Here is a 26,633-nt window from a genome sequence, read left to right as displayed (position 1 = left end):
GCGTCACGCCCGCGAGTTTTCGCACACCCGATGAGTATCGGCCGGTTCCCGAGTCCATACCACCGACAGGGGCGCGTCCAGGCCCGTCCCGTCCACCGGTATACCGAACGAAGGAACCCCGATGACCTCGATGCCCGATCTCGCTCCCGCGGCCCGGCGCATGACCGACCTGCTGGCGGGCGTCCGCGACTTCCAGCTCACCGGCCCGACGCCGTGCGCCGGCACCTCGCTCGGCGCACTCATCGACCACGTGAACGGGCTGACGCTCGCCTTCACCTGGGCCGCCGCGAAGAACCTCCCGGAAGGCGGGACGCAGCCGCCGTCCGCCGACGCGTCCCGGCTCCCGCCCGACTGGCGCACCCGCGTCCCCGAGCAGCTCGACGCGCTCGCCGCCGCCTGGCGCTCCCCGGACGCCTGGCAGGGCATGACCCAGGCCGGCGGCATCGACCTGCCGGGCGAGCAGGCCGGGAATGTCGCGATGAACGAGCTGGTCGTGCACGGCTGGGACATCGCCCGCGCCAGCGGCCAGCCCTACGACATCGGCCGGGCCGAGATCGAGAGCTGCCTCGCCTTCGTCGCCCCGGCCGTCGAGCAGAGCGGCGGCAACGGCATCGAGGGCCTCTTCGGCCCCGCCGTCGACGTCCCGCAGGACGCGCCCCCGCTCGACCGCCTCATCGCCCTGACCGGCCGCGACCCGTCCTGGACGGCCGACCGGGGATGACCCGAGTGGGCGCACCGCCCTCGGATCGGGCCACGGGAGGTTTTACCCGCGCAGGCTAGCTGTTGATCACGCGCTTTGTGAGGATTGTCGAAAAGGTTGCCCATGCCGGCCCATCGATCACGAGATCGATGCCGAAACGAAGATCACTCCGTCATCGCATCCGAGGCTCCCCCTGCCTCGCCGACGGACGGTCGCCCAGACCACGCGGAACGCCGCCGCGGCACGAGCGATGGCCGGCGGCCGGCACTGTGAGACGGCGGCGGAACGCGACCGGAGGGGGAAGACATGACCGAGACCGCCGCAATACCGCAATGGCACGTCGTCGGCGACTGGTTCGACGTCTGCAAATGCAGCATCCCGTGCCCCTGCACCTATGCACAGCCTCCCACGTTCGGCGACTGCGACGGTGTGCTGGCGTGGCGCATCCGCGAGGGACGGTACGGAGACGTCTCGCTCGACGGCCTCAACGTCCTGATGCTCGGCTCCTTCGTGGGGAACGTATGGGGCGAGCACTCCGACTCGTACGCGGCCGTATTCCTGGACGAACGCGCCGACGACTCCCAGCGCGGGGCGCTCGGGAAGATCTTCGGCGGCGAGGCCGGGGGATGGCCCGCCCGGCTCGTGGAAATGCTCGCTCCCGAGATCAGGGGACTCGAATTCTCCCCCATCACGATTTCGGTCGACGACGACCTCGCCGGCTGGAGGGCGGAACTCCCCGGCCGGATCGTGGCGAGGGGCGAGGCGCTCACGGGCCCCACGACACCCGAGGGAGCACGGGTGCGGACGATCAATCCCCCCGGTGCGGAGACCGGGCCGGGGCAGATCGTCACCTGGGGCCGGGCGCTCGCCGACCAGGTCGACGCCTACGGCTTCACCTGGGACTGGGAGGGGCGCTCCAGCAAGCACATACCGTTCGATTGGAGCGGACCGGGGTGAGGACGCCGCCGATATCGGCGCGCAGGCCCGGCGTCCGGCCCGCACGGCACGAACTCGTGTTCATCGGGGTTCTCGTCGTCATCTCCGCGGTCGCGTGGCTGACGGTCCATCACCTGGCCACACCGGACATGCGCGCCGGGATCCTGACGGGGGCCGCCCGCTCCGGCCGCTCCGGTGAGGAGATGACGGGGATGCCGATGGACCGGTCCATGAGCGCCGGGCTGTTCCTCGGCACCTGGCTCGTGATGATGGCGGCGATGATGCTCCCAGCGGTGACACCGGTGATCGTGCGGATCGACCGGCTCATGCGCCGGCGTGGCAAGGGTGGCGCGACGGCGTACATGCTGGTGGTCGGGTACCTGCTCGTGTGGGCGGCGGCCGGGGCGGCGGCGTACGGCCTGTTCCTGGCGTTCCAGTCGACCGCGGCGGCGGGTGCCTCCGCCGGCGCCGTGCGCGCGGGCGCCGGGGTGCTGATGCTCGCGGGCGCGTACCAGCTCACCCCCGTGAAGCGGGCATGCCTGCGGCAATGCCGCTCGCCCCTCGCCGTCGTCGTCCGCCATGGAGACAGGATCACGGCGGGCCCCTCGGGCGCGTTGCTCGTCGGCGTCCACCACGGGGCCTTCTGCCTCGGATGCTGCTGGGCGCTGATGGCCGTGCTGCTCGCCGCGGGAATGATGAGCCTGGTCTGGATGGGGGTCATCGCCGCGGTGGTCCTCACGGAGAAGGTCTGGCGGCATGGGGACCTCGTGAGCCGGCCGCTGGGCGCCGGGATGATCGTCCTCGGCCTCGTGCTGCTCACCGCCCCTGGCCTCTCGCCCACCCTGACCTAGAGCACCGCGCCCGAGATCCGCGGGCCCTAGACCCTTTCAAAGACGGCGGCGAGGCCCTGGCCGCCGCCGATGCACATCGTCTCCAGGCCGTAGCGGGCTTCGCGGCGGTGCATCTCGCGGGCGAGGGTGGCGAGGATGCGGGCGCCGGTCGCGCCGACGGGGTGGCCGAGGGAGATGCCGGAGCCGTGCACGTTCACGCGGTCCCAGTCGGCGTCCTTGAGCTCCCATTCGCGGGTGACGGCGAGGACCTGCGCGGCGAACGCCTCGTTCAGCTCGATGAGGTCCATGTCGGCGAGGGTGAGGCCGGCGGCGTCCAGGGCCTTCGCGGTGGCGGGGACGGGGCCGATCCCCATCGTCTTGGGCGGCACGCCGGCGCGGCCCCACGAGACGAGCCGGACGAGCGGGCGCAGCCCCAGCTCGGCGGCGCGTTCGGGGGTCGTGACGACGCAGCCGGCGGCGGCGTCGTTCTGGCCGCTGGCGTTCCCGGCGGTGACGGTCGCCTCGGCGTCCTGCCCGCCGAGGAGGGGCCGCAGCTTCGCCAGGCTTTCGACCGTGGTGTCCGGGCGCGGGTGCTCGTCGGTGTCGACGACCGTGTCCCCCTTCCGGGAGGCGACGGTCACCGGGACGATCTCCTCGGCGAACACGCCCGACCGCTGCGCGGCGACGGCGCGCTGGTGGGAGCGAACGGCGAGCTCGTCCTGCTCCTGGCGTCCGATGCCGTACTCGCGGCGCAGGTTCTCGGCGGTCTCCAGCATCCCGCCGGGCACCGGGTGGTTGACGCCGCCCGCGGTGACACGACCCTGCGCGAGCGCGTCGTGCAGTTCGAGGGACGGCCCGCGCAGACCCCAGCGCGCCTTCGTGGTGTAGAAGGGCGCGCTGCTCATGCTCTCCGCGCCGCCTGCGATGATCACGTCACTGACGCCGGTCTGGATCTGCATGGCCGCGTTGAGGACGGCCTGCAGCCCGGACCCGCACCGCCGGTCGAGCTGGCTGCCGCCGACGGAGATGGGGAGCCCGGCGTCCAGCGCGGCGACGCGTCCGATCGCGGGGGCGTCGGACGTGGGGTAGCAGTGGCCGAGGATCACCTCGTCGATCGCCTCACCGGGCAGGCCGGTGCGCTCGACCAGCGCGCGGATCACGGTGGCGGCGAGCTCGACGGACGGGACGGTCTTCAGCGCGCCACCGAACCGGCCGATCGGGGTACGCAGCGGCTCGCAGATCACCGCGTCGCGCATGACGGTCTCCTTACAGGCGTGCAAGTGCGGGCACTCGCAGGGTACGGCCCCGGTTCGCGAGGGCGGCGTCCGGCCTTCCGGGTGGCGGAGGGTTGAATGCGGGGTGAAGCGGACGAGCGAGGAGGCGACGGTGGAGCAGTGGGCGCGGCGGGCGACGACGATCCGGGTGATCGGCACCGGGGCGATGGGGCGCGGGATCGCGCAGCTCGCCGCGGCGGGCGGGCTGACCGTGGAGCTGGCCGACATCCGGATGGATGCCGTGGTCAACGCCACCGAGTACATCGGCGGCATGTTCGACAAGCTGGTGCGCAAGGGACGGATGACCGCGGAGGAGGCGGAGGCCGCCAAGGGACGGCTCCGGCCGGTCGGTGAGCCGCTCACCCCGTTCCAGGACTGTGATCTCGTGATCGAGGCCGTCCGCGAGGACATCGACACCAAGCGGGAGCTGTTCACGTCCTTGGAGAAGGTGTGCCCGAAGCACACGATCCTGGTGACCAACACCAGTTCGCTGTCTGTGACGGCCATCGCGGCGGCGCTGGAGGACCCGTCCAGGGTGGCGGGGCTGCACTTCTTCAACCCGGTGCCGTTGATGCGTCTCGTAGAGGTGATTCCGGGGGCGCGCACGGCCGGGTGGATCCCGGACGCGCTCGCCGACCTCGTCCGGCGGCTCGGGCACGAACCGGTGCTCGCCCCCGACGCGCCGGGGTTCCTCGTCAACCATGCCGGGCGCGGCCTGGTGACGGAGGCACTCCAGATCCTGTCCGAAGGGGTCGCGGAGCCCGCCGACATCGACCGCATCGCGCGGGACGTCCTCGGCCTCAAGATGGGGCCCTGCGAACTCCTCGACCTCACCGGGATGGACGTCTCGCAACCGGTGATGGAGTCCATCTGGACGGGGTTCTACACAGAGCCGCGGTTCCGCCCGTCCAGGATCGGGCGGGCACGCCTAGAGGCCGGTCTGTACGGACGCAAGACGGGCGAGGGCTTTTACAAGTACGTGGACGGCGCCAAGCAGGAGCCGCCGGAGGTCACGGCCCCGGCGGTGGAGCCGCGCCCTGTATGGGTTCACGGTGATGTCCGTGAGGAACTGGGCGCGTTGCTCTCCGCAGCGGGGGTGGAGGTCGAGTCAGGGGAAACGCCGTCCGATCAAGCGGTGGTGCTGGTAGCGCCGTTCGGGCAGAGCACGGTCGAGGCGGCCGAGGGGCTTCCCGTGGAGCGCACCTTGGGCGTCGACCCGTTCGGTGAGTTCTTCACCCGCCTGACCGTGATGGTGCACCCGGGCCTCCACAGGGACACCGGCCGCGCCGGTCTCGCCGCCCTCTGCTCCACGGGACGGGACGTGACCGTCGTCCGCGACGCCCCCGCCTCCGTGGCCCAGCGGCTTCTCGCCTCGATCGTCAACGTGGGCTGCGGCATCGCCGAGCAGCGGCTCGCCCGGCCCGGCGACATCGACACCGCCGTCCGGCTGGCGCTCGGGTATCCGCGCGGGCCGCTGGAGTGGGGCGACCACGCCGGCGCCGACCGCGTCCTGGAGATCCTTCGCGGGCTGCACCGGGGCACCGGCGACCCGCGCTACCGTCCGAGCACCTGGCTGATCGAACGGGCGGCGCTCGGCCTGCCCCTGACCGAGACCGGGACCGCCCCCTGCGACCTGACCACCTGACCGAGCGGCCCGTCGGCTCACACGGGTTCGGAGACCTCTTCGGGGGCGTCCTCGGTGACGGGACGTCCGCCGCGCAGGACGAAGGCCGCGAAGAGGGCGGCGGCCAGCATCACGCCACCGGCGGCGACGGTGACGGGCATGTTCACCAGGAACACCGAGCCCCACCAGAAGTGCTCCAGCAGGAACCCGCCGAGCGTCGGTCCGGCCGCATCGCGACGAGCTGGGCGGGGTCCTCGCCGCGTTCGGCGCCGCCGGATTCACCGGTCACGACCTCGAATACGCCTGGTCCGCCGTGGTCGACTACGTGATCGGCGCGGCCGGCAGCGAGGCGAGCTGGCAGCGCGACCAGACCGGCACGACGTCCGCCGACTGGATCGACGAACTCGGCCCCTACCTGGCCCGGCTGGACGAGGAACGGCCCCGCCTCGCGTCCCACATCCGCGGCATCTGGATGAAGGAGACCGGCGACATCCTGGAGGACCGCTTCGCGTTCGGCCTCGCCTGCATCCTCGACGGCCTCGAAGCCCGCCGCCCCTGAGACCCGCCGGCCCTCCGCCCGGTCGTGGACGGAGGGCCGGCCGGGGGAGCCCCGGCGTCAGAAGGGGAGTTCGGCGGCCGGCCGGGGCAGGGTGTTCGTCCAGCCCGAGGCGCGGACGATCCAGTAGTTGACCACGAAGCCGGGCCGGCGGTCCCGGTAGGGGCCGCCGGGCTCGGTCAGCACCTCCTGGTCGGAGAGGAGTTCGCCGGTGGCGGGGTTGAAGATGAGTTCGGAACGCACCCGGTAGGTGCCCTGCTCCTCGGCCGGAGCTCCGTACTCACGGTCCACCGTCGTCGGGTCCTGGTCGGCGGCGAGCGCGACGCCCCGGCGGCCGAGCGGGTCGGTGGCCGCGCCGAGCGACCGGATGCCGGGCTGCTCGGTGAGCGCCCGCATCAGGCCCGCGCGCACGCGCGGCGGCAGCGGCGTGTTCTCCAGCGCGTCGGCCGCGACACGCAGCTTCACGTCCGGCTTGGACATGTCCAGCCGCTTGGCCCGCCGGTCCGGGACGCCCCGCTCCGCCGTCCGGGTGAAGAGGAGCTTGGCGAGCGCGTCCGGGTCGGACGGGAGATTCTGGATCTCCGCCACGGTCATCTTCCTGCCGTTGAGGTAGAACGCGCCGCCGCCCTTCGGGTCGGGGTCGTCCACCTCCCAGCCGGTCTTGCCCCGGTCATAGGTGTAGTAGTGGTCGTTCGACCACACCCGGAACTTCGACGGCGACCCGGCCCTCCGCCACGCCGCCTCGTCCTGCCGGGTGAGCGGCCGGGCCGGGAGGGATCGGCCGAAGAACCCCTCACCCAGGCCGGTCTTGACCCCGGTCCAGCTGAAGTACTCGTCATGCGCGCCGACGATCGCGTAACTGCCGGTCTTGGGACGCATCATGTACGACTGGCCGGTGACGTGGTCGGTGAACCAGTACTTGCCGGTCGGCTGCTTCTCCGCCTTCTCCGCCGCCGCCAGCACCGCCTGCTTGCCCAGGTCCAGCCGGGACGAGGGAGGCGCGGGTGAGCCCGAGCCGACGGTCGCGATCCCGGCGGCGGCGGCCGCGCCGACGGCGACCACGCCGAGCCCGGCCTTGAGGCGCCACCCGGACCGGGCGCGCCCGCGCCGGGTCTCCCCGGACATCCGGGCGCGGGCCTCGGTCATCTCCCGCATCGTCGGCGGCGCCGGCTCTCCGTACGCCTCGCGGATCATCTGCAGTTCATCCATGGTCGTCCTCCACTTCCCGCATCGGGTTCGTCCCGCCGAGCGCCTCGCGCACCTTCCTCCTGGCCCGGCTCAGCCGCGAGCCGACCGTCCCGTACGGGATGCCGAGCGCCGCGGCGACCTCCTCGTGGCCGAGGTCGGCGAGCGCGACGAGCAGCAGCACGTCCCGTTCGCCGTCCGACAGCTCGGCGAGGGCACCGGCCAGCCGTCCCCGCAGGCCCTGCGCGCTGACCCGGGCGTCCACCCGGTCGGCGTGCCCGCCCTCGTCCTGGACGGGGCCGAGCCGCGCGCGGGCCCGCAGCCCCCGCACCTCGCTGCGCCGGTGCCTGCCGATCACGTTGGTCGCGATGCCGTACAGCCAGGTCCGCACCCCGGCGCGGGACGCGTCGTAGCGGTCCCGCCGGCGGAACGCCTCCAGGAACGTCTGGGCGGCGATGTCGGACGCGGCGTCCGGGCCGAGCCGCTTGGCGGCGTAGCCGTGGATCTCGGCGAAGTAGGCGTCGAAGATGTCGCCGAACCGTTCGGGGTCCTGCAGGGACGTCCGCAGGACGGCCGAGTGGTCCGTCCGCCCCGGGCTCCCGCTCCGGGGCGGATCTGCGGTGAGGGGTTCCCCTGTCATGTGCTGCCTTTCCGTGGCGCGGACGGCGGTCACCCCTGTATCACCCGGAGCCCCCCACCGCTTTCACGCCGTCCTGCCGGACCCGGTTTCTGGGCGGACGCCCGGGAACCGGAATAGACGGCTCAATCGTCCTGTTGAAGAGGACGTCAGCAAAGTTGAGTCCACTCGACTCAAGTCATTTGACAAGAGTCGAACCGGAGGGCAACCTTGCGGGCAGAGAACTCAACCGGCCGCACCCTGGGGGCGACCGGGGTCGCATACACCGGAAACGACGGAGGACGAGAACATGGCACGTGCGGTCGGCATCGACCTCGGGACGACTAACTCGGTCGTCGCGATTCTGGAGGGCGGCGAGCCCACCGTCATCGCGAACGCGGAGGGGTCGCGGACCACGCCGTCCGTCGTCGCCTTCGCCAAGAACGGCGAGGTTCTGGTCGGCGAGGTCGCCAAGCGCCAGGCGGTCACCAACGTGGACCGCACCATCCGGTCGGTCAAGCGCGAGATGGGCACCGACTGGAAGACCAAGATCGACGACAAGGACTTCACCCCCCAGCAGATCAGCGCGTTCGTGCTGCAGAAGCTGAAGAGGGACGCCGAGTCCTACCTGGGCGAGACCATCACCGACGCGGTCATCACGGTTCCCGCCTACTTCTCCGACCACCAGCGGCAGGCCACCAAGGAGGCCGGCCAGATCGCGGGCCTGAACGTCCTGCGGATCATCAACGAGCCGACCTCGGCGGCGCTGGCCTACCACCTGGAGAAGGAGCACGAGGCCACCATCCTGGTCTTCGACCTCGGTGGCGGTACGTTCGACGTCTCCCTGCTGGAGGTCGGCGACGGGGTGGTCGAGGTCAAGGCCACCAGCGGTGACAACCACCTGGGCGGCGACGACTGGGACAGCAAGGTCGTCGACTGGCTGGTGGAGCGGTTCAAGAACGCCAACGGCGTCGACCTGTCCAAGGACAAGATGGCGCTGCAGCGGCTGCGCGAGGCCGCGGAGAAGGCGAAGATCGAGCTGTCCGGCGCGACCGAGACGCAGATCAACCTGCCCTACATCACCGCGTCCAGCGAGGGTCCGCTGCACCTGGACGAGAAGCTCACCCGGGCCGAGTTCCAGCGGATGACGTCCGACCTGCTCGACCGGACCAAGGCGCCGTTCAACTCGGTGCTGAAGGACGCCGGCGTCACCATCGACAAGATCGACCAGGTCGTCCTGGTCGGCGGTTCGACCCGGATGCCCGCGGTGTCCGACCTGGTCAAGGAGATGACCGGCAAGGAGCCGAACAAGGGCGTCAACCCGGACGAGGTCGTCGCGATCGGCGCCAGCCTGCAGGCCGGCGTGCTCAAGGGCGAGGTCAAGGACGTCCTGCTGCTGGACGTGACCCCGCTGAGCCTCGGCATCGAGACCAAGGGCGGCATCTTCACCAAGATCATCGAGCGGAACACCACGATCCCGACCAAGCGGTCGGAGACGTTCACCACCGCCGACGACAACCAGCCGTCCGTGGAGATCCAGGTCTACCAGGGCGAGCGCGAGATCGCCGCGTACAACAAGAAGCTCGGCACCTTCCAGCTCACCGGTCTGCCGCCGGCGCCGCGCGGCGTCCCGCAGATCGAGGTCACCTTCGACATCGACGCGAACGGCATCGTGAACGTCAGCGCGAAGGACCAGGGCACCGGCCGCGAGCAGTCGATGGTCATCACCGGCGGCAGCGCGCTGCCGAAGGACGACATCGACCGCATGATGCGCGACGCCGAGCAGTACGCCGAGGAGGACCGCAGGCGCAAGGAGGAGGCCGAGGTCCGCAACCAGGCCGACACCCTCGCGTACTCGACCGAGAAGTTCCTGCGGGAGAACGACGAGAAGGTCCCCGCGGAGCTGAAGACCGAGGTGGGCGACGCGGTCGCCGAGGTGAAGAAGGCCCTGGAGGGCACCGACGTCGACGCGATCAAGGCGAGCGCCGAGAAGCTGGCCCAGATCAGCCAGAAGATGGGCGCGGCCATGTACGCGCAGAACCCCGAGGGTGCCCAGCCGGGCGGCGCGGACCACGGGCCGACCGCCGGTGCCCAGGGCGGCCAGCAGGACGACGAGGTCGTCGACGCCGAGATCGTGGACGAGGACAAGCCGAAGGGTGATGCTTCGTGACGCCCTCTCCCGACAAGGGCGAGGAGAAGGAGGGTCCGGTGATCCGCGACAAGCGGCGCATCGATCCCGAAACGGGGGAAGTCCGGGCGCAGGCGGCGGAGTCGCCGCCCGCCCCGGAGGCCCCGGCCGACGGGGGCGCCAAAGGCACCGATGAGGAGGTCTCCTCGCTGAAGTCCCAGCTGGCGGAACGTATCGCCGATCTCCAGCGGGTGAAGGCCGAATACGACAACTACCGCAAGCGGGTCGAGCGCGACCGGGTCGCGGTCCGTGAGCAGGCCCTCGGACAGGTGCTGTCCGAGCTGCTCCCGGTGCTGGACGACATCGGCCGTGCCCGGGACCACGACGAGCTCACCGGCGGGTTCAAGTCCGTCGCGGAGAGCCTGGAGGCGGTCACCGGCAAGCTCGGCCTGGAACGGTACGGCGAGAAGGGCGAGCCCTTCGACCCGACCGTGCACGAGGCGCTCATGCACTCCCTCTCGGCGGATGTGACCGAGACGAGTGTCGTGGACGTCCTGCAGCCCGGCTACCGCATCGGCGAGCGGATCCTGCGGCCCGCGCGCGTCGCGGTGGCCGACCCCGCCCCGGACGACGGTGCCGAAGAGCCCGGCGACCAGGCGGGCGAACAAGCCGGCGACGACGGGGAATGATCCCCTTCGGGGCCCGTCCTTCGGGGCGGGCCCCGGACGGGGCGTGAAGGCATGTGGCAAGTGGCGATAGCAGAAGGCGGGGCGCCGTGAGCACCAAGGACTACCTGGAAAAGGACTACTACAAGGTCCTCGGTGTCGCGAAGACGGCCTCGCAGGAGGAGATCAAGAAGTCCTACCGGAAGCTGGCGCGCAAGTACCACCCGGACGCCAACAAGGGGGACGCGGCGGCCGAGGAGCGCTTCAAGGAGGTCTCCGAGGCCTACGACGTGCTGTCCGACGAGAAGCGCCGCAAGGAGTACGACACCGTCCGGTCGATGCCGGGCGGGTTCCGCGGCCAGCAGGGCGGCGGGTTCGGGTTCGACCTCGGTGACCTGTTCGGCCATCCGAGCGGGACGACGACCGGCGCGGGGGAGCGGATCGGCGACCTGTTCGGCGGCCTGTTCGGCCGGGGCGGCGGCGGCACCCGCACGGCGGGCACGCGGCGCGCCCGGCGCGGCGCCGACGTCGAGACCGAGGTGACGCTGTCGTTCGGCCGCGCGATGAACGGCGTGACCGTCCCGATCAAGCTGACCAGCGAGGCGGCCTGCAACAGCTGCCGCGGGACGGGCGCGAAGGCCGGCACCGTGCCGCGGGTGTGCCCGAACTGCGAGGGCACCGGGCACGAGACCCGCAACCTCGGCAACTTCGGCTTCCAGGAGCCGTGCAAGGAGTGCCACGGCCGGGGCCTCGTCGTGGACGACCCGTGCCTGGTCTGCCACGGCAGCGGCCGCGCGACCGGCACCCGGACGATCCAGGCCCGCATCCCGGCGGGCGTCGCGGACGGGCAGAAGATCAGGCTCAAGGGCAAGGGCGCGCCGGGCGAGAACGGCGGCCCGGCCGGTGACCTGTACGTGAACATCAAGGTGCTGCCGCACAAGGTGTTCGGGCGCAGCGGCGACAACCTGACGCTGACCGTCCCGGTGACGTTCCCCGAGGCGGCGCTCGGCGCCGAGATCAGGGTGCCGACGTTCCAGGGGCAGCCGGTCACCCTGAAGCTGCCGGAGGGCACGCCCAACGGCCGCAAGTTCCGGGTGAAGGGGCGCGGCGCGACCCGGCGGGACGGGACGAAGGGCGACCTGCTCGTCACCGTCGACGTCCACGTCCCGCAGAAGCTGGACGAGCGGTCGCGGGAGGCCCTGGCCGCGCTCCGCGAGGCGGGCGGCGGTGAGGACCTGCGCGCCGACCTCCTCCAGCAGGCCAGGCAGGAGTGAGCTTCATGGATCCGTTCGGTGACGACACTCCGGTCTACGTGATCTCGGTGGCGGCGCAGCTGTCGGGGCTGCATCCGCAGACGCTGCGGACGTACGACCGGATGGGCCTGGTCTCCCCCGGCCGGACGGCGGGGCGGGGACGCCGCTACTCGATGCGCGACATCGTGATGCTCCGCGAGATCCAGCGGCTCTCGCAGGAGGAGGGCATCAACCTTTCCGGCATCAAGTACATCCTGGAGCTGCAGCGCGACAACGTGCGGCTCCGCGAGGAGCTCGCGAAGGCGCACGCGGCGCTGGAGGATCTCGCCAACGAACTCGAATCGACCCGGGCGGTCGCGGCGCGGCTGGCGCAGCAGCGGCGGCACGGGGAGCCCGGCACTCCCGGCTCCGACCTGGTGCCGATCAGGCATTCGAGCATCGTGGTCTGGCATGAGCGCAATCGGGACTGAGCACTAAAAGCAGTTGTCCGGGGGGCTGGGAGTCGTCCCCCCAGAAGGAACAGAGCACGGGGACGGGACAATGGACTACAAACTGACGCAGAAGAGCCAGGAGGCGGTGTCGGTCGCGGTCCGCAGGGCGGCGGCCGAGGGGCACCCCGAGGTGGAGCCGCAGCATCTGCTGGTGGCGCTGATCGCGCTGCCGGAGGGAACGGCGGTGCCGCTGCTGGAGGCGGTCGGCGCCGACTGGAACCAGATCCGGCGGCGGGCCGAGGAGCAGCTCGCCGCGATGCCGAAGGCGCAGGGCTCGACGGTGGCGACGCCGCGGATCTCCGGGCAGTTGCAGCGGTCGATCAACACGGCGGCGAACCGGGCCAAGCAGCTGGAGGACGAGTACGTCTCGACCGAGCATCTGCTGGTCGGGCTGGCCGCGGACGGCGGCCCGGCGGCGGGCCTGCTGAAGGAGTTCGGCGCGACGCCGCAGGCGCTGCTGGAGGCGTTCGAGAAGGTGCGCGGGCACGCCCGCGTCACCAGCGAGAACCCGGAGGGCACCTACCAGTCGCTGGAGAAGTACGGCGTCGACCTGACGGCGGCGGCCCGCGACGGCCGGCTCGACCCGGTCATCGGCCGGGACGCGGAGATCCGCCGGGTCGTCCAGGTGCTGTCGCGCCGGACGAAGAACAACCCGGTGCTGATCGGTGAGCCCGGCGTCGGCAAGACCGCGGTCGTCGAGGGCCTGGCGCAGCGGATCGTCGCGGGGGACGTCCCCGAGTCGCTGCGCGGCAAGCGGCTCGTCTCGCTGGACCTCGGCGCGATGGTCGCGGGCGCGAAGTACCGCGGCGAGTTCGAGGAGCGGCTGAAGGCCGTCCTGAACGAGATCAAGGAGAGCGAAGGGCAGATCGTCACGTTCATCGACGAGCTGCACACCGTCGTCGGGGCGGGCGCGGCCGAGGGCGCGATGGACGCCGGCAACATGCTGAAGCCGATGCTGGCCCGCGGCGAGCTGCGGATGATCGGCGCGACGACGCTGGACGAGTACCGGGAGCGCATCGAGAAGGACCCGGCCCTGGAGCGCCGCTTCCAGCAGGTGTTCGTCGGCGAGCCCTCGGTGGAGGACTCGATCGCCATCCTGCGCGGGCTGAAGGGCCGCTACGAGGCGCACCACAAGGTGCAGATCAACGACTCGGCGCTGGTCGCGGCGGCGACCCTGTCCGACCGCTACATCACCTCCCGGTACCTGCCGGACAAGGCGATCGACCTGGTGGACGAGGCCGCGTCCCGGCTGCGCATGGAGATCGACTCCCGTCCGGTGGAGATCGACGAGCTGCAGCGCGCGGTGGACCGGCTGAAGATGGAGGAGCTGAACCTCGCCAAGGAGACCGACGAGGCGTCCCGGCAGCGGCTCGACCGGCTGCGCGGGGACCTCGCCGACAAGCAGGAGCAGCTCACCGGGCTCGTCGCCCGCTGGGACAAGGAGAAGGCGAGCCTCAACCGGGTCGGCGAGATCAAGGAGAGGATCGACCAGCTGCGCGGCGAGGCCGAGCGCGCCCAGCGCGACGGCGACCTGGAGACGTCCTCGCGGCTCACCTACGGCGAGATCCCGGCGCTGGAGAAGCAGCTCGAGGAGGCGTCGGAGGCGGCCGAGAACCGCGACGCGATGGTCAAGGAGGAGGTCGGCCCGGACGACGTCGCCGACGTGGTCGCGTCCTGGACGGGCATCCCCGCCGGCCGGCTGCTCGAAGGCGAGACGGCGAAGCTGCTGCGCATGGAGGACGAGCTGGGCGAGCGCCTGATCGGGCAGGAGACCGCCGTCCGCACCGTGTCGGACGCGGTGCGCCGCGCCCGCGCGGGCATCTCCGACCCGGACCGTCCGACCGGCTCGTTCCTGTTCCTCGGCCCGACCGGCGTCGGCAAGACCGAGCTGGCGAAGGCGCTCGCGGAGTTCCTGTTCGACGACGAGCGGGCGATGACCCGCATCGACATGAGCGAGTACTCCGAGAAGCACAGCGTCGCCCGCCTGGTCGGCGCCCCGCCCGGATATGTCGGCTACGAGGAGGGCGGGCAGCTCACCGAGGCCGTCCGGCGCCGCCCGTACTCGGTCGTCCTGCTGGACGAGGTGGAGAAGGCGCACCCCGAGGTGTTCGACATCCTCCTGCAGGTCCTGGACGACGGCCGGCTGACGGACGGGCAGGGCCGCACGGTCGACTTCCGCAACACGATCCTGATCCTCACCTCCAACATCGGGTCGCAGTTCCTCGTGGACCCGACGCTGGAGAGCGAGGCGAAGCGGGAGGCGGTGTGGAACGCCGTCCGGAACTCCTTCAAGCCGGAGTTCCTCAACCGCCTGGACGACGTGATCCTGTTCGACGCGCTGTCCACCGACGAGCTGACCCGCATCGTCGACCTCCAGGTCGACAAGCTCGCCGACCGCCTCGCCGACCGGCAGCTGACACTGCAGGTCACGCCCGCGGCGCGCGAGTGGCTGGCGCTGACCGGCTATGACCCGCTGTACGGGGCGCGCCCGCTGCGCCGCCTCGTCCAGACGTCGATCGGCGACCGGCTCGCCCGCGAGCTGCTGTCCGGCGAGGTCCGCGACGGCGACAAGGTGGTGGTCGACCTGGACGAGGCCGCCGACCGCCTCACCGTGGAACCGGCCCGCGACCTCACCCTCACCAAGCAGGACTAGGACGCGGCACGACTCGATTCCAGCGGCTCCGCCCGGGAACCAACGGCGAAGCAACCTCGCCCCCCGAGCGGAGCCGCCGCACGTGCCCCCTCTGCGATGCACTCCAGAGCTTGGTCATCGTTCTGCTGTGAGCGTCAGGGTGTTCCGTACGGAACGTACGGTTCCTTCATGAGGCTTCTGATGCTGGGCGGGACGGAGTTCGTCGGACGGGCCATCACCGAGGACGCTCTGACACGCGGGTGGGACGTGACCGTGTTCCACAGGGGGCGCCATGAGCCGCCCGGAGGAGTCAGGTCGTTGCACGGCGACCGCACCGCCGAGGACGGGCTCAAGGCCCTTGAGGACGGGGAGTGGGACGCGGTCGTCGATACCTGGTCGGGCGCGCCGTCCGCCGTCCGGGACACCGCTCGGCTTCTGAGCAGGGCCGGCCGGTACGTCTACATATCGAGCCGCTCGGTCTACCGCTTCCCCACATCGGTCGGGGTCGATGAGGGCGCCGACGTGGTGGACGGCTCCCCGGACGCCGGTGACGTCGACTACCCGGCGGCCAAGCGCGGCGGGGAACTGGCGGCGCTCGATGTATTCGGAGACAGGGCACTGCTGGTGCGGGCAGGACTCATCCTGGGTCCGTACGAGAACATCGGACGGCTGCCCTGGTGGCTGAAGCGCATCGCCCAAGGAGGCGAGGTGCTGGCACCTGGCCCACGCGACACCGGCCTCCAGTACATCGACGTCAGGGATCTCGCCATCTGGACCCTGGATGCCATCGAGCAAGGTCTAAGCGGCCCCTACAACCTGGTCAGCCCGCCGGCCCACACGACGATGGAAGAGCTACTCCAAGCCTGCGTCCAAGTGACGGGGTCGGACGCCGCCCTCGTCTGGACGCCCCCGGAGACCGTCCTTGAAGCGGGCATCCAGCCGTGGACGGACCTTCCCATCTGGCTCCCACCCGGCGATGACCACGACACCCTGCACGGAGCCAACGTCAGCAAGGCTCTCTCCACGGGGCTGCGTTGCCGGCCCGTCCAGGAAACGGTCGCGGACACATGGGCCTGGCTCCAGTCCATAGGCGGAGAGGCGCCGCAACGTCCTGACCGTCCCGCCGTGGGGCTGGCCCCCGGCAAGGAGGCCGAGGTCCTGCGCGGCTGAGCCGCACCACTGCGTGCTCCGGCGGGCGATGCCCCAACGGATCGATCACTTTATCAATCAACCAAAATGGCCGAAGGTCAATTGCGTCACCGGCCGGACCGGCGCCATTCGGCATCCTTGGCGAGGATTTTCCCCGGGATCTGCCACGCATGGGCGCAATGGTTGATAGCACAGAATCAGGGCATATTTCAAATATCTCCCGACCCCATCCAAGGAAATGAGCGCGCACTCACGCACAGCGGCAAAATATTTTTGCCGAAAAATCGTCGGCGACGCGAAAGGAGACGGCCATGAAGCAGACGCTGGCCACCAAGGCATGGACAGACTTCGCGATGCGGCCCAACACCACTTCACCCGAAGGGCAAGTCCCCACCACCGGAGAGATCGTGGGCTGCCCCGACATCATCCCGCAGACGAGCCCCGTCAATGATCCGCAGGCCGTCTTCTCCACGCCGGATAGTTGGAACACCACCTACCCGGGACAGGTTCTGGAGGGGCGGCCGAACTATCTCTATGTCCGCGCGAAGAACTTCTACCCCGGGCAAGAAGAGGGGACGGTGCGACTGTACGCGGCCGGCAGCTCACTCATCCAATGGCCTTCGATCTGGCTCCAGAATCCGCTGACGCTGGATAGCGGATCCGCCGGCCTGACGCTCTCCGCACAAAATCAGAACGACATCATCGTCGGACAACAGCCCTTCTACTGGGAGGCGCCGCCCCCGCCCGCGGGCAGCGACCACTACTGCCTGTTCTCGCTCGTCGACACCGAGAACACACCCAACCCGCTCCTGCACAGCGACGTGCCCAGCGACTTCAGCACGATGGCCGACCTGGTGACGAACTCGCTCAATGTCGGCTGGAAGAACGTCGCCGAGGTCGCCAATGACATCCCGGCGTGGACGAAACGAATCACGCTGGAGGTCCCCGCCCCCGTCGAACAGGGAAGCAGGCTGCACATCTACTGCAACGGGACCCGGCAAACGGTCGGAGGCTCGGTGGCCCTCAGCTCGGGTGAGAGCCAGGGGTTCGACCCGGTCATCGACATGCCGAAGACGGAAATCAAGGGCCAGTACGACACGTACGGCCTCCTCACGACACCGAGCCCCGGCCTTGCGCGCACGACCATCAACGTCTCGTTCTGGAAGGGCGCCAGCAACCCCACATTGCAGGACCGCATCTCGGTGTACGCCGGCTGGGTGCCACCCGACTCCGACGCGATCGGCCACCTGATCGAGGCCGGCGTGGCCCAGCGGGTCCCGGAGGAAGTCGCCGGAGACGAGATCCCGTGGGAGACGCCGGTCGGGGCCATGCACTACCGGTTCACCGGGTGACCTGCTCGAACCGGCCGGAGGAGGGGTGAATCCGGCCTGCCCGGCTCGGGCCGGGGGCTCCGCCGCCGCGGCGGAGCCCCCGGCCCGCTGTGGACGCGAGGGGGTCCGGTCCGCTAGAGAGACGGGTTATGAGCGCTTTGCTACTCGGGCCCCATCTCCGGCACGTGAGTCACCACACCGCGACCATCTGGGTGGAGACGGAGCGGCCGGGCGAAGTCCGGGTCGTCAACGAGGAGCACGGCGTGGACGCGTCCGCGCGGACGTTCACGGCGCACGGCCATCACTATGCGCTCGTCGAGATCGAGGGGCTCGCGGCGGGGTCGCGCATCCCGTACGAGGTGCTGGTCGACGGCGAGAGCGTCTGGCCCGAGGACGACGGGTTCCCGCCGTCCCAGATCAGGACGTTCGGCGACGGCGGGGACCTGCGGATCTCGTTCGGATCCTGCCGCCGGTCGCCGGGCACGGTGGAGGAGTTCGGGTACGACGCGCTCGCCGCGTTCGCGGAACGGCTCCGGACGGGCGGCGACGCCGTCGCCTGGCCGGACATCCTGCTCATGATCGGCGACCAGGTGTACGCCGACGAACTGAGCGACGAGATGCGCGCGTTCATCGGCGGACGGCGCGGGCCGGGCGAGCCGCCCGCCGACGAGGCCGCCGACTTCGAGGACTACACGCACCTGTACAAGCTGGCCTGGCACGGCGATCCGGCGGTCCGGTGGCTGCTGTCGACCGTCCCCACCTTCACGATCTTCGACGACCACGACATCCGGGACGACTGGAACACCTCCTACGCCTGGCGTCAGAAAATGTGGTCACAACCCTGGTGGCGGGCCCGCATCACCGGCGGAATCGGGTCGTACTGGATCTACCAGCATCTCGGGAACATGTCGCCGCAGGACCGGGCGTCCGATCCCCTCTTCGAGGCGCTGCGGAAGGCGTCCGACACGACGGGCGACGCCGGGGCCGTCCTGGACGAGTTCGCGGAGAAGGCCGACAAGGAGCCCGCCAGCACGCGCTGGAGCTACGCCCACGACTGGGGCGGCACCCGCCTGATCGTCGTCGACAGCCGATGCTCCCGGCTCCTCACGGCGGACCGCCGCGGCATGCTCGACGACGAAGAATTCCAGTGGCTGGACGGTCAGTGCCAGGGCGGCATGGACCACCTGCTCATCGCGAGTTCTCTCCCCTACCTGCTCCCTGCGGCGATCCACCATGCCGAGTCCTGGAACGAGGCCGTCGCCGAGGGCGCCTGGGGCAGGCGTGGTGCCGGGATCGGGGAGAAGATCCGGCAGGCCGCCGACCTTGAGCACTGGGCCGCGTTCGAACGCTCGTTCCGCGACGTGGCCGCTGATGTCGTCTCCGTCGGACGTGGGGAACGTGGTCCCGCCCCGGCCAGCATTTCGTTTCTCTCCGGCGACATCCACTACTCGTATCTGGCACGTGTCACCACGCCCGTCACCCAGTCGAAGATCTCTCAGATCGTGTGCTCGCCCCTGCGGAATCCCCTGCAGGGCAAGTTCCGGTGGGCGAACCGCATCGCCTCTTCGCGGACTGCGGGCGGCCCGTTCCGGATGCTGGCGAAACTGGCGAAGGTGCCGGTCCCGCCCCTTCGCTGGCGCATGACCGACGGCCCCTGGTTCTCCAACGCCATCGCCACCGTCGAACTGTCAGGACGCGACTGCAACGTCCGGTGGGAGACTCCGCACGGCGACGGCAAGCTCACCGAGATGGGCTGCGCCGGTATCACGTGATACGGACGTCCGTTCCCGCCAGGGCTTCCATCTCTTTGTTACCGAAGAGTCGCCAACGAGCGGGTCGTCATGAAAGAGTGACGAATCGCCGTATGGGCTTACTGGGCTGCGGGGCTTCACTACGCTATAGGCGCCCGGTGCCGCTACGCCGAGTGGGCACGCTGTGAGCTCCCGTATTGAGGAAGGACGGTGCCGCATGGACCGCTGCGCGCTGTTCGTAGACGCCGGCTACCTGCTGGCGGACGGTGCCATGGCTGTGCACGGCACGCGCCATCGCGAGACGGTCTCGTGGGACTTCGGCGGCCTCCTGAAACTGCTCGGCGACCTCGCCAAGGACCGCACCGGCCTGCCGCTGCTGCGCTGCTACTGGTACGAGGCGACGATCGAGGGCCGCCGGTCGCCCGAGCACGACGCGCTCGCCGACCTGCCCGGCCTCAAGCTGCGGCTCGGCCGCGCCCGTCCCGGCCGCCGCGAGGGCGTCGACACCGAGATCCACCGCGACCTCATGGCCCTGGCCCGCAACGGCGTGCTCGCCGACGCCGTCCTGATCAGCGGCGACGAGGACCTCGCGCAGGTCGTCACCGACGCCCAGGACCTCGGCGTCCGCGTCACGGTCCTGCACATCGCCGCCGACGGCGACCGGGCGATCTCCCGGACGCTGCGGCAGGAGTGCGACGACCTCATCGAGGTCAACTCCAGCCAACTGCGTCCCTACGTCAACCTCCTCACCGGCATGGACGGGACGTCCGGTTCCTCGACCGGGCTGAGCCCCCTGTCCAACGGGCACGGAAGCGCCAACGGCCACGGCGGCGCGCTCGGCCCGCTCCAGACGACCTCGCACGGCGGACCGCCGCCCGCGTCCCCGGTCAGCGGGCCGCCGCCGTCGTCCGTCCGCGACCTCGGCCCGGCCATGACCGGCGGGATGAGCACCGGTTCGGCCGGCCCCGGGATGAGCACCGGGCCGATGCCGCTGCCCGGCGGCACCGGCGGCGGGCTCGCCGGATCGTCCTACGGCACCGGCGGCCGGCAGCCCCCGCTCCAGCCCATCCCCTCCTCCGCACAGGCGCCCTCCTCCACACCGCCGCTGCCGCCGCTCCCCGGGCCGCAGTACGGCTCGTCGCCCGTCCCGGCGCCGTCCCCGCCGTCCCCCCCGCAGACGCTGCCGTCACAGCAGGGCGGCCGGCACGGCGGCCAGCAGGGCCCCTACACCGGCCCGCAGCAGGTGTCACCCGTCCCGGCGCAGCAGACCCCGACGCTGTCGGACGCCGTCAAGTCCGCCCACCAGGAGGGCCAGGACTTCGGCGAATCCGTCGCCCGGGACGCGCCCGCGCTGTGGCTGGAGGCCGTCCTCGCCCGCAAACCGCGCATGCCGTCCGACCTGGAGGCGCGGCTGCTGCAGGGCTCCTCACTGCCCATCGACTTCCTCCTGCACGACGAGGTGCGACACGCGCTGCGCCGCGGTTTCTGGGACGCACTCGAACGTTCCCGCAGGTGAACCGGCAGGCACCCGGCGGTATCCCACGATCATCGGGGATTCGCCCGCTTCGGCCGCACGCCGCCGGGTAGCGTTGAAGCGTGACGCACGTGACGGAAGACGATCTCGACGACCTGGAGTTCGACACCCTGCGCACCGGCGATCACATCTCGGCGGCCCGCCGGCTGTCCGAGCTGGCCGACTCGGTCTCCGGTGGGGTGTCACGCGCCAACGTCCTGCTGCGCGCCGGTGAGCAGTGGCAGCACGCAGGCGATCACGCCAAGGCGGCTGATTTGTACCGCCAGGCCATGGAGGACGGCGGCGAAACCTACGGCGACCCGCGCGCCTATCTCGCCGACGCGCTGTTCGAGCTGGGCCGCGCCGACGAGGCCCGCGCGCTCGTCGAGCAGATCCGCGCCGACCGTCCCCGTGACCCCGAGGTGTACCGCGCCGTCGCCGAGGTGCTGTACGCCCAGGGCGACGCGACCGGCGCGCACGAATGGGCGACCAGCGGCGCCGACGTCGTCCTCGCCCTCCGTGACCGTGCCGTCGGCACCGGCATGGGCGGCGGCCCCGACGAGGCCCCGTCCCCTGACGCCGACTCCCTCACTCCGGGCCCGGACGACGTCGCCATCGCCGAAGACAGCCTGGAGGCCCTCCTCCGCCTGCGCTACCGCGCCCGAGTCGACCTGGGCCGCAGCGAGGACGACTACGACGCCCTCCTGGACGACCTCCTCAAGAACGCGTAGCCAACCCAGGGGGCGCCCCCTGGAACCCCCGTCACGGCCGAGGGGCTGTTCTCACGCTGTCGGGACTGTGACGGGTGCGCATGGCGCCGCTGGGGCGCCGGGCATGCGCGCGGGGGGTGGCTGAGGGGCTACAGGTGGGTGATCAGTTCGTGCAGGGATTGGGCTACGGGCGCGGGGGGTTCGTGTTCGGCGACGGGCCAGCCGCGTAGGCGAGCCTCTCTGACGGCCTCATCGCGCTCGGACGAGGCGGCACCGTCCGGATGTGTGCGGAGGTAGCCGCAGGGCGCCTCCGGCCAATCTGGGGCCATGGGGAGGTCGTTCTGCGGGGCGGCGTGGTCATGTCCGCCGCGGCGCGGCAGGTCGGCGTCGACGAACACGAAGCCGCCGATGGGACGGTGGGCGGCGCGCTGGGCGAGGGCGATGCCCGGCAGGAGCGGGCCGGCGGCGCCGCGCGCGACGAGGACGAGCGGCGCGGCGGGGTCGTTCGCGGTGATGGCCAGCGAGGCGCGGGCGATGTAGCGGGTACCGGTCTCGTCCGGGACGTCCGGCGCCAGCACGTCCAGGCCGTACGAGCGGAGCATCCGGGGCAGCTCGCCCCAGGAGTCCGCGGTGGTGTTCGGGGCGTGCAGCAGGACGACGCTTCCGGGTGTCACGCCGCGAACCTACACGGCGGCGACGGGACACGCGCACCGGGTCAATAGGCTCTGAGCGTGAGCGATCGTGACGAGCTGCTGCAGAAGATCAAGGACAAGGCCGTGGTGCACGGCGACTTCGTGCTGTCGTCGGGCAAGCGGGCGTCCTGGTATGTGGACCTGCGCCGGGTGACGCTGGACGGGGCCGCGGCGCCGCTGGTGGGGCGGGTCATGCTGGACGAGACCGCCGACCTCGACTACGACGCCGTCGGCGGGCTCACGCTCGGCGCCGACCCGGTGGCGACGGCGATGCTGCACGCGGCGGCGGCGCGCGGGCGGACACTGGACGCGTTCGTCGTCCGCAAGGCGGGCAAGGCGCACGGGCTGCAACGGCGGATCGAGGGCCCGGACGTCGAGGGCCGTCGTGTCCTCGCCGTCGAGGACACCTCCACGACGGGCGGGTCCGTCCTCACGGCGGTGGAGGCGCTGCGGGAGGCGGGCGCGGAGGTCGTGGCGGTCGCGACGATCCTGGAGCGCGGCGCGGCCGCCCGGATCGCCGAGGAGGGGCTCGTCTACCGCCACCCGTACGACGTGGCGGATCTGGGCCTGGACTGAGCGGGACTCGGTCAGCTCTTGGCCTTCACGAACCACTGGGCGCGCAGCCCGGCGGGCTTCTGCGGCTGCACCTCGCCGTAGATGACGACCTTCAGGGAGCCGCCGTTGCCGGCGGCGACCTGGAGGGGCGACTCCTTGTACTGGAGTGTCTCCCCGGTGTTGAGCGTTCCGTTGGTGAGCACCTTGCCGCCGGCGTCCGCGACGCGCACGACCACGGTCGTGGGCTGGCCGGTCACGCGGATCACCAGCGGCACGGCGACCGAGGGCGAGGTCTTGGCGCTGCTCTCGCTCGGGGACGCCCTGCCGCCGCCCGACGGGGAGGCGAGCGTCGCAGGCCCCTTCTTTTCGGGTTCGCCCGAGATCGCGTTGACCAGAGCCATGCCGCCCACGACGAGGAGGGCCAAGGCGGCCACCACGGCCAATGCCGCGATCAGTATGCGCGCGAGACCCCTAGGGTCCGACCGATGACGTCCCACATGGGGAGGTTAGCGATAACTGTCGCCGCTGAGCGACGGACGTGACTCTTCGGGACCATTCTTATTCGGACCACGGTCCGATTTACGGCCCTTCATCACCTCCCGGATGATCGGGATCACGGAGAGAATCAGGATGACCGCGACGCCGGGAAGGATGTACCGCTCCACGTCGGGCACCTCGGAACCGAGGAAGTGGCCCAGCAGGAACAGCGCGTCCGTCCAGACGATGCCGCCGATGGCGTTCCAGACGAAGAATTTGCGCGGGTCCATGCCGAGCATCCCGGCGAGCGGGTTCAGGAACGTCCGGACGATCGGGATGAACCGGGCCAGCACCACCGCCTTGGCGGGGCCGAAGCGGTTGAAGTAGTACTCGGCCTTCTCCACCCACTCCTGCTTGAAGATGCGGGAGTCCGGCCGGTCGAACAGCTTGCGGCCGTATCTGGCGCCGAGGAGGTGTCCGAGCTGGGCGCCGGCGATCGCCGCGATCGGGCCGCCGATGAGCAGCCAGGGCAGCGACAGGGGCTGGAACTCCTGCCCGTTGACGGTCGAGACCGCCGTGAGGATCCCCGCCGTGAAGAGCAGCGAGTCGCCCGGGAGGATGCAGCCGAACAGCAGTCCGGTCTCCGCGAAGATGATGGCGAGCACGCCGATCGTCGCGAACGTGCCGAAGAGCTGCAGCCACGCGGTCGGGTGCAGCCACTCGGTGATGCTTAGAGGAAGGGTCGTGAGATCCACACGGCGAGCGTACCTTTCATCTCACTCCGCATACGCGGGATACTGGTGGTGGACGGCATGCCCGACCCGGAAACCGCGTGACCTGGGCACTCCCCTGGGTACCGGACCGGGGAGCCACCGCCCGGCCCAGTCGCCCGGCGGCACCGCTGCGTATGAAAGGACGCTGACAATGCCCATCGCAACGCCCGAGGTCTACGCGGAGATGCTCGACCGTGCGAAGCAGGACGGCTTCGCCTTCCCCGCGATCAACGTGACGTCCAGCCAGACGCTGAACGCCGCGCTGCGCGGCTTCGCGGAGGCCGAGAGCGACGGGATCGTGCAGGTGTCCACCGGTGGAGCCGAGTACCTGTCCGGCTCCACCGTGAAGGACATGGTCACGGGTGCGACCGCGCTCGCCGAGTACGCCCGGGTCGTGGCCGCCAAGTACCCGGTGAACATCGCCCTGCACACCGACCACTGCCCGAAGGACAAGCTGGACGGCTTCATGCGTCCGCTGATCAAGATCTCCCAGGAGCGGGTGGCGCGCGGCGAGGAGCCGCTGTTCCAGTCGCACATGTGGGACGGGTCCGCCGTCGAGCTGACCGAGAACCTGGAGATCGCCGCCGAGCTGCTGGACGAGTGCGCCAAGGCCCGGATCATCATGGAGATGGAGATCGGCGTCGTCGGCGGCGAGGAGGACGGCGTCGCCAACGAGATCAACGAGAAGCTGTACACGACGCCGGGTGACGCGCTCGCGACCGCCGAGGCCGTCGGCGTGGGCGAGAAGGGCCGCTACATCCTGGCCGCGACGTTCGGCAACGTGCACGGCGTCTACAAGCCGGGCTCGGTCAAGCTGCGTCCCGAGGTGCTCAAGGAGATCCAGGACGCGGTCGGCGCCAAGCACGGCAAGGACAAGCCGTTCGACCTGGTGTTCCACGGCGGCTCCGGCTCCACGCTGGAGGAGATCCGCGAGGCCGTCTCCTACGGCGTCATCAAGATGAACATCGACACCGACACCCAGTACGCGTTCACCCGTCCGGTCGCGGACCACATGTTCCGCAACTACGACGGCGTCCTGAAGGTGGACGGCGAGGTCGGCAACAAGAAGCAGTACGACCCGCGCTCGTGGGGCAAGGCCGCCGAGGCCGCGATGGCCGCCCGCATCGTCGAGGCCGCCGAGAACCTCCGGTCCGCCGGCAAGAAGCTCTAGCGGCGGCCCGCCGCGACCGGCCCCGGGGAACGCCGTCCCCGGGGCCGGGTTTTTTCATGAAACCCGGGTAGGGTCGGAGACGTGGCACTGCCCCGCACTTACGAGTCGCAGAACTGTTCGGTCGCCCGCTCGCTGGAGGTCGTCGGCGACCGGTGGACGATGCTGGTGATCCGCAGCGCCTTCCAGGGCGTGCGGCGCTTCGACGACTTCCAGGACGCCCTCGGCGTGGCCCGCAACGTCCTCACCGACCGCCTGAACCGGCTGTGCGCCGAGGGCATCATGCGGCGCGTCCCGTACCAGCGGCGCCCGGAGCGCTTCGAGTACCGCCTCACCCGCAAGGGCGTCGAACTGTGGCCGGCGGTCATGACCCTGCTGATGTGGGGCGACCGCCATTACGCGCCCGAAGGGCCGCCTCTGATCATCGGTCACCGGGGCTGCGACGGGACGCTGACACCCCGGCTCACCTGCGATTCCTGCGGCGCGCCCCTCGGCCCGGCCGATGTGGAACCGCGCCCCGGCCCCGGCGCCTGACTCCTTTATGAGTTGCTTCACACAACCTTCTGCGGTCCAATGAGTTGCATGACACAACTCGATATGCGCAGCGCCGCCCATATCGACGACATCCGGATCCGCCCGTACGGCTCCGCCGACCGGGACCGCCTGCGCCGGATGTCGGACCGGCTGTCGGCCGCCAGCCTCTACACGCGCTTCTTCTCCGGGACGCCCCGCATCCCCGAGTACTACGTCGGCCTGCTCGACCGCCTCGACCACTGGGACCGCGAGGCCATGGTCGGGCTGGACGGCGACGAGCTCGTCGGCATCGCCGAATACGTCCGCGACCCGAAACGCCCCGGGCGCGCCGAGGTCGCCGTCCTCGTCACCGACCCGTGGCAGCGTCGCGGCCTCGGCAGCGTTCTGATCGCCTACCTGTCCCAACTCGCCGGACGGCGCGGCATCACCGAGTTCGACGCCGACATCGTCCTCACCAACCACGGGGCCCTGCTGTTCGTCCGGCACGGCTGGCCCGCCGCCCGCTCCACCCGCGACGGCGGCGCGGCCCACTTCACCCTGCCCCTCCCCATCCCCGTCCTGTCCGGAGCCTGACCTCGGCCGGGTTGCCGGGGATCGGACAAGCCCGCCTACGATGACCCGCATGACCCAGAACCTGCTCGGCGGCCCTCCTCCGACCGAACTGCCGGACAACAGCGAGGCCCGGACGGCCCTGGAGAACGGCGTCGATCCGTTCGAGGTCGCCGCACGCCACCCGGACTACCCGGCCGCGTGGGCGGAACTGGCCGACCGCGCCTTCGCGGGCGGCAGCGTCATCGATTCCTACGCGTTCGCCCGCACCGGCTACCACCGCGGCCTGGACCAGTTGCGCCGGGCCGGCTGGAAGGGGCATGGGCCCATCCCGTGGGAGCACGAGGCCAACCGCGGCTTCCTGCGCGCCCTGCACGCCCTCGGCCGCGCCGCCGCCGCGATCGGCGAGGACGAGGAGGCCGAACGCTGCAGGGCGTTCCTCCGCGACAGCAGCCCCGCCGCGGCCGACGCACTGGCGAACTGACCGCGTACCAGGGAGCATGAGTCGCCACGCAACCTCAAGCGTCGCGATTGCGTGCAA

27 protein-coding genes are annotated in these 26,633 nt (G+C 70.8%); 20 read left to right on the top strand and 7 right to left on the bottom strand.

The genetic code is table 11. The features are described 5' to 3' along the window. The first annotated feature begins 121 nt into the window (after positions 1-121). The 3 genes from ACQP1N_RS01255 to ACQP1N_RS01245 all read left to right on the top strand — a co-directional run bounded on the left by ACQP1N_RS01255 (position 122) and on the right by ACQP1N_RS01245 (position 2,487). Positions 122-721, top strand: a complete 600-nt coding sequence (locus ACQP1N_RS01255) for a TIGR03086 family metal-binding protein (RefSeq protein WP_433228615.1) — start codon at positions 122-124, stop codon at positions 719-721. Between the two features lie 285 nt (positions 722-1,006). Then, positions 1,007-1,657: a DUF1326 domain-containing protein gene (locus tag ACQP1N_RS01250; protein WP_067804778.1), complete on the top strand. Its 651-nt coding sequence runs from the start codon at positions 1,007-1,009 to the stop codon at positions 1,655-1,657. Next, positions 1,654-2,487, top strand: coding sequence for a DUF2182 domain-containing protein (locus ACQP1N_RS01245; protein ID WP_067804780.1), 834 nt, complete (start codon positions 1,654-1,656; stop codon positions 2,485-2,487). Before ACQP1N_RS01250 ends, ACQP1N_RS01245 begins: the two co-directional genes overlap by 4 nt. Before the next feature lie 26 nt (positions 2,488-2,513). Here the strand turns inward: ACQP1N_RS01245 and ACQP1N_RS01240 are convergent, their stop codons facing one another. Further along, positions 2,514-3,722 (bottom strand): acetyl-CoA C-acetyltransferase, encoded by a 1,209-nt coding sequence (locus tag ACQP1N_RS01240; RefSeq protein WP_433228614.1) that lies wholly within the window; start codon positions 3,720-3,722, stop codon positions 2,514-2,516. 103 nt (positions 3,723-3,825) lie between these two features. Here ACQP1N_RS01240 and ACQP1N_RS01235 point away from each other — a divergent pair, with 103 nt between their 5' ends. Beyond that, positions 3,826-5,385 carry a 3-hydroxyacyl-CoA dehydrogenase gene (locus ACQP1N_RS01235; RefSeq protein WP_433228612.1) on the top strand — a complete coding sequence of 520 codons (1,560 nt, stop codon included), beginning with the start codon at positions 3,826-3,828 and terminating at the stop codon, positions 5,383-5,385. 17 nt (positions 5,386-5,402) lie between these two features. On the opposite strand, the gene ACQP1N_RS01230 is transcribed toward ACQP1N_RS01235, so the two are convergent. Beyond that, complete coding sequence (locus ACQP1N_RS01230; RefSeq protein ID WP_157419302.1) at positions 5,403-5,540, bottom strand: hypothetical protein; 138 nt, start codon at positions 5,538-5,540, stop codon at positions 5,403-5,405. Between the two features lie 65 nt (positions 5,541-5,605). On the opposite strand from ACQP1N_RS01230, the gene ACQP1N_RS01225 reads away from it, so the two are divergent. Further along, positions 5,606-5,923, top strand: a complete 318-nt coding sequence (locus ACQP1N_RS01225) for a TetR/AcrR family transcriptional regulator C-terminal domain-containing protein (protein WP_433232550.1) — start codon at positions 5,606-5,608, stop codon at positions 5,921-5,923. Positions 5,924-5,980: 57 nt separating this feature from the next. On the opposite strand, the gene ACQP1N_RS01220 is transcribed toward ACQP1N_RS01225, so the two are convergent. Together ACQP1N_RS01220 and ACQP1N_RS01215 are read right to left on the bottom strand one after the other, a co-directional pair. Beyond that, positions 5,981-7,129, bottom strand: coding sequence for a CU044_5270 family protein (locus ACQP1N_RS01220; protein ID WP_067804789.1), 1,149 nt, complete (start codon positions 7,127-7,129; stop codon positions 5,981-5,983). After that, a complete protein-coding gene (locus ACQP1N_RS01215; protein ID WP_067804816.1) occupies positions 7,122-7,745 on the bottom strand; it encodes an RNA polymerase sigma factor in 624 nt (207 codons plus the stop codon). The genes ACQP1N_RS01220 and ACQP1N_RS01215 overlap by 8 nt, the downstream gene beginning before the upstream one ends. A 286-nt stretch (positions 7,746-8,031) precedes the next feature. Between ACQP1N_RS01215 and dnaK the strand changes: the two genes are divergently transcribed. The 10 genes from dnaK (at position 8,032) to ACQP1N_RS01165 (ending at position 21,365) form a co-directional block, all read left to right on the top strand. After that, positions 8,032-9,891, top strand: coding sequence for a molecular chaperone DnaK (gene dnaK, locus ACQP1N_RS01210; RefSeq protein ID WP_067804792.1), 1,860 nt, complete (start codon positions 8,032-8,034; stop codon positions 9,889-9,891). Continuing rightward, positions 9,888-10,538, top strand: coding sequence for a nucleotide exchange factor GrpE (gene grpE, locus ACQP1N_RS01205; RefSeq protein WP_067804795.1), 651 nt, complete (start codon positions 9,888-9,890; stop codon positions 10,536-10,538). Before dnaK ends, grpE begins: the two co-directional genes overlap by 4 nt. An 86-nt stretch (positions 10,539-10,624) precedes the next feature. After that, on the top strand, positions 10,625-11,788 hold the full coding sequence (gene dnaJ / locus ACQP1N_RS01200) for a molecular chaperone DnaJ (protein ID WP_067804798.1): 1,164 nt from the start codon (positions 10,625-10,627) through the stop codon (positions 11,786-11,788). Between the two features lie 5 nt (positions 11,789-11,793). Continuing rightward, complete coding sequence (locus ACQP1N_RS01195; RefSeq protein WP_067804801.1) at positions 11,794-12,237, top strand: heat shock protein transcriptional repressor HspR; 444 nt, start codon at positions 11,794-11,796, stop codon at positions 12,235-12,237. Between the two features lie 70 nt (positions 12,238-12,307). Further along, a complete protein-coding gene (gene clpB, locus ACQP1N_RS01190; protein WP_067804804.1) occupies positions 12,308-14,911 on the top strand; it encodes an ATP-dependent chaperone ClpB in 2,604 nt (867 codons plus the stop codon). 168 nt (positions 14,912-15,079) lie between these two features. Then, a complete protein-coding gene (locus ACQP1N_RS01185; protein ID WP_433228611.1) occupies positions 15,080-16,060 on the top strand; it encodes an NAD-dependent epimerase/dehydratase family protein in 981 nt (326 codons plus the stop codon). A 290-nt stretch (positions 16,061-16,350) separates the two neighbouring features. Then, positions 16,351-17,391, top strand: coding sequence for a hypothetical protein (locus ACQP1N_RS01180; RefSeq protein WP_433228610.1), 1,041 nt, complete (start codon positions 16,351-16,353; stop codon positions 17,389-17,391). Positions 17,392-17,555: 164 nt separating this feature from the next. Next, positions 17,556-19,142 (top strand): alkaline phosphatase D family protein, encoded by a 1,587-nt coding sequence (locus ACQP1N_RS01175; RefSeq protein WP_242608547.1) that lies wholly within the window; start codon positions 17,556-17,558, stop codon positions 19,140-19,142. A 196-nt stretch (positions 19,143-19,338) separates the two neighbouring features. Next, a complete protein-coding gene (locus tag ACQP1N_RS01170; protein ID WP_433228609.1) occupies positions 19,339-20,637 on the top strand; it encodes an NYN domain-containing protein in 1,299 nt (432 codons plus the stop codon). 80 nt (positions 20,638-20,717) lie between these two features. After that, positions 20,718-21,365 (top strand): tetratricopeptide repeat protein, encoded by a 648-nt coding sequence (locus tag ACQP1N_RS01165; protein WP_242608548.1) that lies wholly within the window; start codon positions 20,718-20,720, stop codon positions 21,363-21,365. Between the two features lie 128 nt (positions 21,366-21,493). On the opposite strand, the gene ACQP1N_RS01160 is transcribed toward ACQP1N_RS01165, so the two are convergent. Then, on the bottom strand, positions 21,494-22,018 hold the full coding sequence (locus tag ACQP1N_RS01160) for a hypothetical protein (RefSeq protein ID WP_067793964.1): 525 nt from the start codon (positions 22,016-22,018) through the stop codon (positions 21,494-21,496). Between the two features lie 57 nt (positions 22,019-22,075). On the opposite strand from ACQP1N_RS01160, the gene pyrE reads away from it, so the two are divergent. After that, on the top strand, positions 22,076-22,612 hold the full coding sequence (gene pyrE / locus ACQP1N_RS01155; RefSeq protein ID WP_067793963.1) for an orotate phosphoribosyltransferase: 537 nt from the start codon (positions 22,076-22,078) through the stop codon (positions 22,610-22,612). An 11-nt stretch (positions 22,613-22,623) separates the two neighbouring features. Here pyrE and ACQP1N_RS01150 read toward each other — a convergent pair whose 3' ends face one another. Together ACQP1N_RS01150 and ACQP1N_RS01145 are read right to left on the bottom strand one after the other, a co-directional pair. Then, complete coding sequence (locus ACQP1N_RS01150) at positions 22,624-23,025, bottom strand: RodZ domain-containing protein (protein ID WP_242608549.1); 402 nt, start codon at positions 23,023-23,025, stop codon at positions 22,624-22,626. Between the two features lie 72 nt (positions 23,026-23,097). After that, on the bottom strand, positions 23,098-23,823 hold the full coding sequence (locus ACQP1N_RS01145) for a DedA family protein (RefSeq protein ID WP_067793961.1): 726 nt from the start codon (positions 23,821-23,823) through the stop codon (positions 23,098-23,100). Positions 23,824-23,992: 169 nt separating this feature from the next. Here ACQP1N_RS01145 and fbaA point away from each other — a divergent pair, with 169 nt between their 5' ends. The 4 genes from fbaA to ACQP1N_RS01125 all read left to right on the top strand — a co-directional run bounded on the left by fbaA (position 23,993) and on the right by ACQP1N_RS01125 (position 26,576). After that, complete coding sequence (fbaA, locus tag ACQP1N_RS01140) at positions 23,993-25,012, top strand: class II fructose-bisphosphate aldolase (RefSeq protein ID WP_067793960.1); 1,020 nt, start codon at positions 23,993-23,995, stop codon at positions 25,010-25,012. Positions 25,013-25,093: 81 nt separating this feature from the next. Beyond that, positions 25,094-25,543: a winged helix-turn-helix transcriptional regulator gene (locus ACQP1N_RS01135; protein ID WP_067793959.1), complete on the top strand. Its 450-nt coding sequence runs from the start codon at positions 25,094-25,096 to the stop codon at positions 25,541-25,543. Between the two features lie 48 nt (positions 25,544-25,591). Beyond that, positions 25,592-26,116, top strand: coding sequence for an N-acetyltransferase family protein (locus ACQP1N_RS01130; protein WP_433228607.1), 525 nt, complete (start codon positions 25,592-25,594; stop codon positions 26,114-26,116). A gap of 40 nt (positions 26,117-26,156) precedes the next feature. Beyond that, positions 26,157-26,576 carry a DUF3151 domain-containing protein gene (locus ACQP1N_RS01125; protein WP_067793957.1) on the top strand — a complete coding sequence of 140 codons (420 nt, stop codon included), beginning with the start codon at positions 26,157-26,159 and terminating at the stop codon, positions 26,574-26,576. The last annotated feature ends 57 nt before the right edge of the window (positions 26,577-26,633 follow it).

The sequence above is a fragment of the Actinomadura formosensis genome (assembly GCF_050948385.1).
In the GTDB taxonomy this organism is placed as follows: domain Bacteria; phylum Actinomycetota; class Actinomycetes; order Streptosporangiales; family Streptosporangiaceae; genus Spirillospora; species Spirillospora formosensis.
This window is presented reverse-complemented; position numbering and strand designations above follow the sequence as displayed.